The sequence below is a fragment of the Hoeflea sp. AS16 genome (assembly GCF_038900095.1).
In the GTDB taxonomy this organism is placed as follows: domain Bacteria; phylum Pseudomonadota; class Alphaproteobacteria; order Rhizobiales; family Rhizobiaceae; genus Hoeflea.
Map to the genome: position 1 here is coordinate 560844 of NZ_JBBMQQ010000002.1, position 11420 is coordinate 572263.

An 11420-nucleotide genomic window follows, 5' to 3' on the forward strand; every position below is an offset into this window, starting at 1 on the left:
TTACCGCAGGCCGAGCAGGGACAGGATGAACATGACAACGACCACAAGGCCGACCAGATAAATGATACCGTGCATTTCAAATCTCCTTTGATCTTTTTCAGGCCAGCAGCAAATGTCTGCCCCTCGGGCCAACAACGTGGAGCGCGTGGTAAAGTTCCCGAGAGCGGATTTGACAGGTCGGATGTCGCAGAGTTCCGCGATGCCTCGCGGTGCCGGAAAGAGCTGTGCTCTTTGATCGGTTCGTGATGGTGGGCCTACCGCGTGAAGCTGTTGAACCAGTGCTGGTAGAGGCTTTCACGCACGCGGGCGAGGGCCGTTTCCGCTGCGGCAAGATCGTCAAGGATCCCGTCTGCGTTGCCGCCGATATGTTCGCGCAGCATTTCTTCGCAATTGTCGATTTCATACCAGCCGGCAAGCGTGGCGCTATCGAGTTCGGCATGGAACTGAACGGAGTGCGCAGTTCCGCCCCAGATCATGGCCTGAACGGCACAGCGGGCAGAAGAGGCCAGGATCTCGGCTCCAGCCGGCACTCTGCTGACTTCCGCAGTGTGCCATTGAAAGCATCCCGGCTTTTCGGGGAGACCGTCGAACATCGGCGGGTTGCCGCGTTTTTCGACATGCATGAATCCGACCTCGGGTTTTGCTGCCGGAGCGACTTCGCCGCCGAGCGCATGCGCCAGCAACTGGTGGCCGAGGCAGATCCCGAAATAGGGCAGTTTGCGCCCCAGAACGGCCTCGCGGATCAGGTCGATTTCACGGGCCAGCCATGGCAATTCACCGGCTTCCCAAACCTGCATCGGCCCGCCCAGCACCCAGAGCCCGTCGATGCCGTTCAGGTCAGCGTTAGCAATCTCGTCGGGCGCGATGCAGGCCATCAGTTGATGGCCGTCGCGGGCAAAGAGAGGCCTGAAACCGCCGGCATGCTCTTTGTCGGAATGCTGAATGACGAGGATGCGCATCGGCGTGACCAGATGGGAGGTGGATGTCTGCCCCGGCTGGGCGGACGTTTGTCTGCGGATTCTCAGTTTGTCTGCAAGGTCTTCAGGCTGTCGGCGAACGTGCCGCTCGCCATCAGCTTCCTGCAGCGGGCGAAGCGGCCATCGGCATAGGCCCGGAAATCTTCCACCGGATTGCCGTTGGCAAGCTGGATCAGCCCCCAGAGCGTCCACAGCAGATCGCACATCGCCTTGTAGATGATCATGCGGGCCCGGTCGGCGGCTTTGGGTTCTCCACCGGAATAGGCCTCGAGCAGCGCCTGATCCTGGGCGGCATCAAACTCGCCTTCGACGGAGAGATCGCCGAGATCCCACATCGGGTCATTCATTCCGGAATATTCCCAGTCGACGATGTAGATGCGCTCGCCGGTGTCGAGGAAATTCTCGCAGAGAGGGTCACAGTGGCAGGCAACCAGCGGGACCGGGTTTCGCGCCAGCGCCGCCCGCACGGTCTGCGCCTCGCCGACCACGTCATGGTAGCCATCGGGCAGCGCCACATCCTTGGTCGACAGGATTGCGAGGTACTCGTCGATCATGGCGAAGAGTTCAAAGGTGAAGGGAAACCTGGCGCCGGATGTGTGCAGGCGCCGGAAAGCCTCGCCGGCGCGGCGGACAGCGCCGATGTCGTTGCGGAAACCAGTCGGCGTCATGGTGATGGCGCCGTCGATGAAGCGGGTGGCCATGACACCGGTTTCAGGGTCGGCGTGGATGACGTCAGGACTGACACCGGCATCGGCGGCGGCCCGGGCGGAGACGGCCTCGTGCGCCCGGTTGATGTATTCCTCCGTCCCGGCACCCGGTAGCCGCACACAGGCATCGCCCACGCGGAACACCAGGTTGGTCAAGCCTCCCAGCCGTTCGACCGGGCCAGTGTAGCCTGAGAGCGAGGGAATCGCGGAAAGGCTGGCGCGCAACAGTTTCTCGGTTTCATCTGACATGGCGGTGCGCCTCCTTTTTCCCATTGATTAATGCCGGTACAGTTCCACAAAGTCGTTGAAATGGCTATGGTAACCGGCAACAGAATGACAGTGGAGCGCAATATGACGACCGACGACAAGACAGCCCGGCTGGGTGCCGTGTACCAGGCCGAGAGCGCAGAGGATGTCGCACGCGTCTACGATGAATGGGCAGAGAACTATGACAGCGACATGTCGCTTGCCGGCTATCGGCATCCTGCCATCTCGCTGGCCATTCTCGCCCGCCACGTTCCGAAAGACGCCTCTCCATTGCTTGATGCCGGTGCCGGTACCGGGCTGATCGGGGAATGGCTGGCGATTACCGGGTACACCCACGTTGAAGGGCTCGACCTGTCCCAAGGCATGCTCGCGGTGGCCGGGCGCAAGGGCGTCTACAAGGCGCTGCACCAGGCAGCGCTCGGCACGACGTTGCCGTTTGCCGACAATCATTTTGCCGCGATCATATCCGCCGGCGTTTTCACGTCCGGTCACGTTGGTGTCGAAGGCCTTGATGACCTCCTGCGCATATGCAGGCCCGGCGGCGTGATCGTGCTGACGATCAAGGATGTGCTGTGGCAGGAGAGCTTCAACCGGCGTTTCGCCGAACTTGAGGCGGCGGGAACGATCAGGCTGATTGACGATACTGGGCCCTATGTCTCGATGCCCGGCGAGGAAGGAACCACGCCGAGCCGTTGTGTTGCGCTGAAGGTGAGCTGAAACCGGCTCAGGCTCTGACCTTGGCGTTGGCCGGATCGAAGAAGGGTTTCAGGCCGATCGTGGCCGGAACCCGGTCGAGCGCGATGACCAGTTCGTAATTGCCGTCTTCGAGGAATTCCTTCGATACGCCGGCCTCGTTGCGGACATAGCCGTAGCCGACGCTCTTGCCGATGGTGTAGCCGTAGCCGCCCGATGTCAGGTAGCCGACCGGTTCGCCATTGCGCAAGATGGTTTCGCGCCCGACCAGAACAGCATCTGGATCATCGATGATGAAGCCGGCAAAGCGCTTGGTCAGCGGCTGGCCGGCGACCGCCTTGAGCGCTGCTTCGCCGATGAAACCGGTGTTGGAATTTTTCCGTACCGCCCAGCCAAGACCAGCCTCCTGCGGCGTGTCGTTGGGAGTGATGTCGGAGCCCCAGGCACGGTAGCCCTTTTCCAGGCGCAAGGATTCCAGCGCGCGGTAACCGATGGGGCGAATGTCCCAGGCTTGGCCGGCCTGCATCAAGGCATCGAAGACCTCGCCGATGGCCCCGATCGGGATATGCAATTCCCAGCCAAGCTCACCGACATAGGTGACGCGCAGCGCCCGAACCCTGCTGCCGGCAATGTCGATCTCGCGGACGTGACCGAACGGGAATGCCTCGTTGGAGACATCGGCCGATGTGACCTTCTCGAGAACGTCACGGGCGTGCGGTCCCATCAGCGAAAGCGTGCCGTATTCCTCGGTGATATCATCGATGCGGACATCGGTGCCGTCGGGCACGTGTTCCTGGATCCAGGCCAGATCATGGGTGCGGAAACCGGTGCCGGTGACGACATAGAACCTGTCATCCGCCAGCCGTGCGACGGTCAGGTCCGCCTCGATGCCGCCCCTGGTGTTGAGCAGCTGGGTGTAGGTCAGGCGACCGACCGGTTTTGCCACGTCATTGGCGCAGATATGGCTGAGGGCCGCAAGCGCGTCAGGGCCGCTGACCTCGTATTTGGCAAACGAGGACTGGTCGAAGACCCCGACCTTTTCGCGGACATGGCGGTGCTCGTCGCCGACCGCGTCAAACCAGTTCTGGCGGCCCATGGTGGGAATGTCGCGCGGTTCCATGCCTTCTGGCGCGAACCAGTTGGGGCGTTCCCAGCCCAGCTTGGAGCCGAAGACAGCGCGGTGGGTCTTGAGCCGGTCATAGAGTGGCGAGACGATGCGCGGCCGCCCGCTCTCGTACTCGACATGCGGAAAGCCGATCTCGTAATGCTTGCCATAGGCTTCCAGCGTCCGGTCGTTGACCCATTGGCGGTCCTTGTGCATCTCGGCAAAGCGGCGGATATCGACAACCCAGAGATCGAGCGGGGCCTCGCCGTCGATCACCCATTGCGCCAGAACCCAGCCGGCGCCGCCGCCTGAAGCAATGCCGAAGGCGTTGAATCCTGCGCCGACGAACATGTTAGAGCATTCGGGCGCCGGGCCAAGAATGAAGTTGCCGTCGGGTGTGAAGCTCTCCGGTCCGTTGATCATCTGCTTGACGCCGACATTTTCGAGCGCCGGAACCCGCTCGATTGCCTGCATCATGTGCTGTTCGAAATGGTCGTAGTCGTCATCGAACAGCTGGAACTCGAAATCATTGGGGACGTCGCCGGTGGTCCAGCCTTGCGGGTTGGGCTCGTAACCCCCGAAGGACAGGCCGCCGACCTCTTCCTTGAAATAGGTGCGGCGGTCGGGATCGCGGATGGTTGGCGCGTCGCTCGACAGGCCGTCGATCTTCTCGGTGATGACATACTGGTGCTTGACCGGCTGCAACGGCACATTGATGCCGGCCATGGCGCCGATCTGGCGGGCCCATTGCCCGGCGCAATTGACCACCTTGTCGCAGGCGATGTCGCCCTTGTCGGTCTTTACCGCGAGGATGCGGCCGTCCTTCATGTCGAAACCTGTAACGCGCACATGTTCGAAGATTTTCGCGCCGTGCATGCGCGCGCCCTTGGCCAGTGACTGGGTGATGTCGGAGGGGCTGGCCTGGCCGTCGGTGGGCAGCCAGCTGGCGCCAACAAGGTCGTCGACCTGCATCAACGGGAACATCGCCTTGGCTTCCTGCGGCGAGAGCAGGTGCATGTCCATGCCGAAGCTCTGCGCGGTGGTGGCAAGCCGGCGGTATTCGGTCCAGCGGTCCTGATTGGTGGCAAGCCGCAGGCAGCCCGACATTTTCCAGCCGGTTTCAAGACCTGTCTCCTGGTCGAGTCGCTTGTACAGATCGACAGAGTATTTGAGCACCTTGGTGATCGAGGCCGAGGAGCGCAATTGGCCGACGAGACCTGCGGCGTGCCAGGTCGAGCCGGAAGTCAGCTGTCCCTGCTCGAGCAGGATGACATCGGCCTTGTGGTCACGGGCAAGATGGTAGGCCGTGGAACAACCGATGATGCCGCCGCCGATAACGACGATTTGGGCCCGGTCCGGGAGTGTCATGATGATGTCTTTCCATAGGTCGAATGGTACTGGTCGAGAGCCGCGTCCAGACGAGCGAGGTTCTCTGCGGTATAGGTTTCGTAGTTGGCGCCGGGCGCATCGAGGTAGAGTTCGGAAACAAGGCTCCACATGGTCTCGCGCAAGAGCGAGGCGCATTGCATGGCGTGCAATGAGCGGGTGACGGCCCGGTCGGGCGGGAAGCCCAAAGCTATTTCCAGCAAGGCGTGAGCCTCGTCCTGGTTCATTTCGGCATTCGAAGCGGCTCCGGCAATGTCGAACATGGCCGTCGAAAACCCGGCATATTCAAAATCGATCAGCCAGAGCCGGTCCCCGTCATCGAGGAAATTGGCGGGCAGCAGATCATTGTGCCCGAAAATGATTGGCAGCGGGCTTTGAACGGCTTCAAGCCGGTCGGAGAGCTCGAGCCAGCCGGGCAACCGGTCGGCCATCCGGGAGCCGCCCTTGCCCAATGTCCGGGCATAATCGCGAATGACGTGGAACACCCAGAACATGAAGCCCGGGCCCTCGACATGGCGCGGCATGGAGGCGTGAAAATCACGGATCAGGCGGCCGATGCGTTCGGCGTTGGCGCGCACATCAGCTGCGTCGAAGGTGCGGGCTTCGATGAAGGCCGAAACCATGATGCCTGGTTCGGAATATTCGACGCGGGGTGCAAAGCCGGCCTCGTGCGCCGCACGTGCGGTCATGACCTCCCGGTGACGATCCACATGATGGAACAGGTAATCCTGTCCCAGCCGGACGACATGACGGCCGGCCGTGTCCCTGACCAGCCAGCTTTCGTTGCTCAGGCCGCCGGTCAGCGGTTCGATGTCGATGGCCCCGGAAAAGCAGGGCAGGGCGCGGATACGGTCGAGAGAGGCGTTGTCGGTCATGGGTTACTCCAGGCCCAGGCGGCGGCGGGCATGGCTGGCGCCGGCGGAGATCAAGCGGTCGGCAATGATGGCGATGGCGGCAATGGAAAGGCCGGCGACGAGCCCGCGGCCGGTGTCGGCCTTGGTCAGGGCGATATAGACTTCCTGGCCAAGGTCGCGGGTGCCGACAAGCGCCGTGATGACCAGCATCGACAGGGCGAACATGATGGTCTGGTTCAGGCCGAGCATGATTTCAGGGAGCGCCAGCTTGAGCCGGATGCGGGTGAGAATCTGCCACTCGGTGCAGCCCATGGCCCGGCCGGCCTCGATCAGCTTGGGATCCACCTTGCGGATGCCGAGTGCGGTGTAGCGAATGGCAGGTGCTATGGCGAAGGCCACGACGGCGATCATGGCTGTGAAATCGCCGACGCGGAACAACATCACCGCCGGCATCAGGTAAACAAAGCTTGGCAAGGTCTGCAGCGTGTCGATGGCGAGCTGAACCCAGGACCAGACCCGGTCGCGGGTGGCGGAATAGATCCCGATCGGAATGCCGATCAGCGATGCCATAACCGCAGAGATGCCGCACAGGTAAAGCGTGATCATCGCCTTTTCCCATTGGCCGGTGACCGCGACGAAGACCGGCAGGCAGATGGTGAGCAGCGCCAGGCGCCAGCCGCCGAGCCGGTAGCCGGCAAAGCCGAGCAATGCGGTGACGCCAAACCAGGGCAGGTCGCCGAGGAAGCGCTTGAACGGGATCAGCACATTGAGCAGCATCGCGTTCTTGATGGCTTCGAGAGTGTCAAAGAAGTTGATGTTGATCCAGGCGACGACCTCCGACCAGAATGTGCCGGTCGAAAGCTGCAAGGCTTCCGGGTAGGTGCGGATGGCCGGGACAACATAGCCGAGAGCTGATGTGACCAGCACCAGCACCACGCCGGCAACAAGATAGGGATGCCGCGCCACAAAGCCCGAAGCCCGGGCTTCCGGCGAGGGGGCGGAGAGCTTTTCGGCTGCGGCCTGGCTGAGGCGATCCATGGCGATGGCAAGGGCAACGATGGCGAAACCGGCTTCCAGGCCTGCGCCGAAATCGAGCCGGCGCAGGGCGGCCAGTACATCGAAGCCCAAACCGCCTGCGCCGATCATCGAGGCGATGATGACCATGTTGAGCGACAGCATGATTACCTGGTTCATGCCCACCATCAGGCTTTCGCGGGCTGCCGGAACCATCACCCGCCAGGTCATCTGGCGCTCGGTGCAGCCGACCATGTGACCCAGATCGATGATCTCGCCGGGGACCGCGCGCAAGGAAAGGATGGCGATGCGGATCATTGGCGGGGTGGCAAAGATCAGGGTGGCGATGACCGCCGCCGTGGGGCCAAACCCGAACAGGAAAAGCACCGGCACCAGGTAGGCGAAGACCGGAATGGTCTGCATCAGGTCCAGCAGCGGCATGATCATCCGCTCGACCCAGCGCCAACGCCAGGCGGCGATGCCGAACAGCAGGCCAAAAATGACGCCGAGCGGGGCCGCAACCAGGATCGATGCGAGGGTGATCATGGCGCTGGTCCACTGGCCGAAAACAGCCAGGAAAAGGAAGCAGGCACCTGACAGCAAGGCGAGCGGCCTGCCGCCAAGCCAATGGCCGAGCAGCATGACCACGCCGATGACCGCGATCCACGGCAGGGGCGGCACGATCTGGATCGCCGATGAACCGCTGCCTTCCAGAAAACCGGTGGAGAGCAGGCTAGAAGCTATGGTGTAGGGCACATCGAGAACCGCAGAGACGAAGCGGGTCAGATCGGTGAAGCTGAACAGGCCGAAACTCGCTTCGTCGATCAGCCATTTCATCGCCGCACTGATCCACTTTGCCAGCTTGATCACATGGGCCTTGGGATAGTCGAAGGCGGCGGGCACGTAGGGCTTGGCGAACAACCAGAAGACAACGAAGGCGGTGAGGGCAAGGAACCATGCCAGCGGCAGCCGGCCTGAAGCCGGATGATCCTGTGCTGCTGTGGCTTCAGCCATGGGTGCACCCGAAGTCGTCATGCTCAGCCCTGCAACATCAGTGAGACAACCGCTTCGCGGTCGAGCCTGCCAATGAGCTTTCCAGCGTCGTCGGTCACGCCGAGATGGCTGACGCCATCAAGGAACAAGGGGGCCGCATCGGCAATGTTGGAGCGGTCAGACACGGTCGGACCTTTGGCGTCGTCAGGCCTGACGGCTTCCATGAGGCTGCGGGTGCGGATGACCTTGGCGCGAGCCACGCTGCGGGTGAATTCGGCTACATAAGGGGTGGCGGGTGTCAAAACGATTTCCTCAGGCGTGCCTGCCTGGACGATTTCACCGTCCTTCATGATGGCAATCCTGTCGGCCAGGCGGATGGCTTCGTCGAAATCATGGGTGATGAAGACGATCGTCTTGTGCAGCACGGTCTGCAGCCGCATGAATTCGTCCTGCATTTCGCGGCGGATCAGCGGGTCGAGCGCCGAGAAGGGCTCATCGAGAAACCAGATTTCCGGTTCGACGGCGAGCGAACGGGCGATGCCGACACGCTGCTGCTGGCCGCCGGATAGCTGCCGCGGAAAAGCGCTTTCCTTTCCGGCCAGCCCGACCAGGTCGATCATCTCGCGCGCCCTGGCTTCGCGGGCTGCGCGGTCCATCCCCTGGATATCGAGTGGAAAGGCAACATTGTCCAGAACGGTGAGGTGCGGCAACAGGGCGAAGTGCTGGAACACCATGCCCATCTGGTGCCGGCGGATTTCGATCATCCGCGCCTGCGAGACCATGAGAAGGTTTTCACCCTTGAACAGAACGTCGCCGCCGGATGGCTCGATCAGCCGTGACATCAGCCTGACGAGCGTCGATTTGCCGGATCCCGAAAGCCCCATGATGACGAAGATCTCGCCTTCACGGACATCGAGATCCACCTGCCTGACCGCGCCGACAAGGCCGGCTTCGGTGATCGCTGCGGGGTCGGGACGGCCATCATGCGCTGCGAGAAATCCTGCGGCGTCAGTGCCGAACAGTTTCCAGACATTGCGGCAGACGAGCTTGGCTTCGGGATTGGTCATGGATAACCCGGTCGGGAATACAGTTGATATTATGCCGGAGTCTGGCCGGGCAGAACCGGCGGAACCCGTTTCGATGTCACCGGCAACCGGGCCTTAAGGCCCGGCTGCCTTTGTTGATGCGGGTGTGAAAAAATTCCCGCTTCAAACAAGGATCACTTCTTGATCCACTCCGACCAGCGGCCTTCATTGGCGGTCATCCATTCGCCAACGACAGCGGAAACGGTCTTGCCGTCCAGGTCGACTTCGGTGATCATCTTGCCCATCTCGTCATTGTCGATGGTGAAGGCCTTGATCGCGCTGTAAGCGCCGGGCCATTTGTCCTTCAGGCCAGCCCAGCCGACTTTCCAGATTTCACCGAACGGCTTGCCGCAGTCGTAAGCGGCGTCCGGGTTGAGACCGACTGACGGGTCATTGTAGCACTCGGCCGAATATTCCGGGAATTCGACCCAGTTGCCTTCATACTTGGCGGGTGCCCAATGCGGGGCGTAGATCCACAGCATGATCGGCGCCTTGCGCTGGTAGGCGCTTTCGAGTTCCGCAAACAGCGCCGCATCGGTGCCGGCGTGGATGACTTCGAACGGCAGGTCGAGCGCTTCGACACGTTCGTCGTCAAAGCCGCCCCAGGTGACCGGTCCGCCGAGATAGCGGCCCTTTGGTGCGGTTTCCGCGGTGGAGAATGCTTCCGCACAGGCTTCGTCCTTGAGGGCTGTCCAGTCGGGCAGGCCAGGGCATTTCTCGACCATGTAGGAGGGGTACCACCACTCTTCCTTGGCCTTCATGCCGGTAGGGCCGAAATTCTCGACCTTGCCGGTGGCGGTGGCAGCATCCATGGCTTCGCGGCCGGTGGTTTCCCACATTTCCATCGCGACATGGAGGTCGCCGGTTTCAAGTCCGGCGAACTGCGCCAGGTAATCGGCCTGGACATATTCGATGGAATATCCGGCCTTCTTGAGCACTTCGCCCATGATTTCGGTGGTGATCAACTGTCCGGTCCAGTCGTGGAGCGTCAGCTTGATCGGGTCTGTGGATTCCTGAGCCATTGCCGGAGCGGACAAGCCAAAGCACGAAGCGCCCGAAATGACGAGCGCCGCGGTCAATTGCCTGAATGTACGGCCGGAAAAGAGATTGGCTGAATGCATGTCGAGCCTCCTGTTCACCCTGTTGTGTCCCGCATTCCGGCGCATTTTCCGCAACCCTGCAAAAGGCCAAACGGCAGCGCACCCGTGCGCGACTTGTTAACCCCTTGATCCCACACCACGGCCTGTTCCTTGTCAATCAATTCTGTGGTTATTTTTTGCTTTGATGCCCGGTTGAGTTTGTTTTGATTGATTCAAAGGCAGGGTTCGCCTAGAAAACGGGCAGAATAACAGGTCCCAGACGATGCTTTCGAAACGTCATACCGAGATCATGCGCATACTGGCCGACGAGGGCACCGTGACCATCTCGGGGCTTGCGTCGCGGCTTGGCGTGTCGCTGGAGACTGTCCGGCGGGACGTGCGTCCGCTGACCGAGAACGGATCGGTTCTCAGGATTCATGGCGCTGTCGGGCTGGCAGGACAGGTTGGCGAAGCGCCGTTCCAGCGCCGGATGCGGGAGAATGCGGATGCCAAGCGCCGCATTGCGCGGGCAATGGCGCAAATGATCCAGGATGGCGATTCGGTGATGCTTGATACAGGCACCACGACAAGCTTCGTGGCACGGGAACTGCTCGGCCACAGGCGGCTGACCGTGGTGACCAATTCTTCCGACATCGCCCGGACCCTGGCAACGGTAAACGGCAACAAGGTCTATATGGCCGGGGGGGAACTTCGAAGCGATTCCGGTGCGGCCTTCGGGGTTTCCGCGATCGAATTCATCTCCAAGTTTTCCGTCGCTCACGCGATCATTTCCGCCGGAGCCGTCGATGCACGGTCGGGCGTGATGGATTTCGATCTGGAGGAGGCCGAGTTTGCGCGAATGATGCTGTCGCGCGGGGCGCAAAGCCATGTGGTCACGGATCACACCAAATTCGGCCGCTCCGGTCTGGTGTCGGTGGCTGGTTTCGATGCGATCGGCAACCTGGTCACGGATGAACCGGTGGCCGAGGATATCGCCGCCGCATTGGCTGCGGCGGGCACGCATCTGACCATTGCGGAAAGCGGATCGGGCAAGAACAGCGACAGGGACGAGGCGTAACACCGACTGCGATCGCAATTTTGCGATTTTCCCGGACGCCTGACCGGCGACGGATGATTCCCGCCGTTTGTGCCAGGCGGCGATGTCCGCGCTGAAGCCGCAGATGACTTCACCGAGCATGCCCCGCGCCTGCCAGTTCCCTCCTTGCCAATGTGGCAATATGGACACTACGTGTTCACGAG

The 11420-nt window shown here is 61.7% G+C and carries 9 protein-coding genes; 2 read left to right on the forward strand and 7 right to left on the reverse strand.

Annotated features, from left to right (window positions below; genetic code table 11):
- Window positions 1-254: 254 nt before the first annotated feature.
- Both WNY80_RS08050 and WNY80_RS08055 read right to left on the reverse strand, forming a co-directional pair.
- On the reverse strand, window positions 255-959 hold the full coding sequence (locus WNY80_RS08050; RefSeq protein WP_342886825.1) for a type 1 glutamine amidotransferase: 705 nt from the start codon (window positions 957-959) through the stop codon (window positions 255-257).
- 62 nt (window positions 960-1021) lie between these two features.
- Window positions 1022-1933 carry a phosphotransferase family protein gene (locus WNY80_RS08055; protein ID WP_342886826.1) on the reverse strand — a complete coding sequence of 304 codons (912 nt, stop codon included), beginning with the start codon at window positions 1931-1933 and terminating at the stop codon, window positions 1022-1024.
- A gap of 102 nt (window positions 1934-2035) precedes the next feature.
- Between WNY80_RS08055 and WNY80_RS08060 the strand changes: the two genes are divergently transcribed.
- Entirely contained in the window at window positions 2036-2668 is a 633-nt protein-coding gene (locus tag WNY80_RS08060) for a class I SAM-dependent methyltransferase (protein ID WP_342886827.1), read from the forward strand.
- A gap of 7 nt (window positions 2669-2675) precedes the next feature.
- On the opposite strand, the gene WNY80_RS08065 is transcribed toward WNY80_RS08060, so the two are convergent.
- From WNY80_RS08065 to WNY80_RS08085, 5 genes are all read right to left on the reverse strand, one after another.
- Complete coding sequence (locus tag WNY80_RS08065; RefSeq protein WP_342886828.1) at window positions 2676-5117, reverse strand: FAD-dependent oxidoreductase; 2442 nt, start codon at window positions 5115-5117, stop codon at window positions 2676-2678.
- A complete protein-coding gene (locus WNY80_RS08070) occupies window positions 5114-6010 on the reverse strand; it encodes a phosphotransferase (RefSeq protein ID WP_342886829.1) in 897 nt (298 codons plus the stop codon). Before WNY80_RS08070 ends, WNY80_RS08065 begins: the two co-directional genes overlap by 4 nt.
- A gap of 3 nt (window positions 6011-6013) precedes the next feature.
- Window positions 6014-8017, reverse strand: a complete 2004-nt coding sequence (locus tag WNY80_RS08075) for an ABC transporter permease subunit (protein ID WP_342886830.1) — start codon at window positions 8015-8017, stop codon at window positions 6014-6016.
- A gap of 23 nt (window positions 8018-8040) precedes the next feature.
- Window positions 8041-9063: a betaine/proline/choline family ABC transporter ATP-binding protein gene (locus WNY80_RS08080; protein ID WP_342886831.1), complete on the reverse strand. Its 1023-nt coding sequence runs from the start codon at window positions 9061-9063 to the stop codon at window positions 8041-8043.
- A 152-nt stretch (window positions 9064-9215) separates the two neighbouring features.
- Window positions 9216-10103, reverse strand: a complete 888-nt coding sequence (locus WNY80_RS08085) for an ABC transporter substrate-binding protein (protein ID WP_342886947.1) — start codon at window positions 10101-10103, stop codon at window positions 9216-9218.
- A gap of 340 nt (window positions 10104-10443) precedes the next feature.
- Between WNY80_RS08085 and WNY80_RS08090 the strand changes: the two genes are divergently transcribed.
- Window positions 10444-11238, forward strand: a complete 795-nt coding sequence (locus WNY80_RS08090; protein ID WP_342886832.1) for a DeoR/GlpR family DNA-binding transcription regulator — start codon at window positions 10444-10446, stop codon at window positions 11236-11238.
- Window positions 11239-11420: the final 182 nt, after the last annotated feature.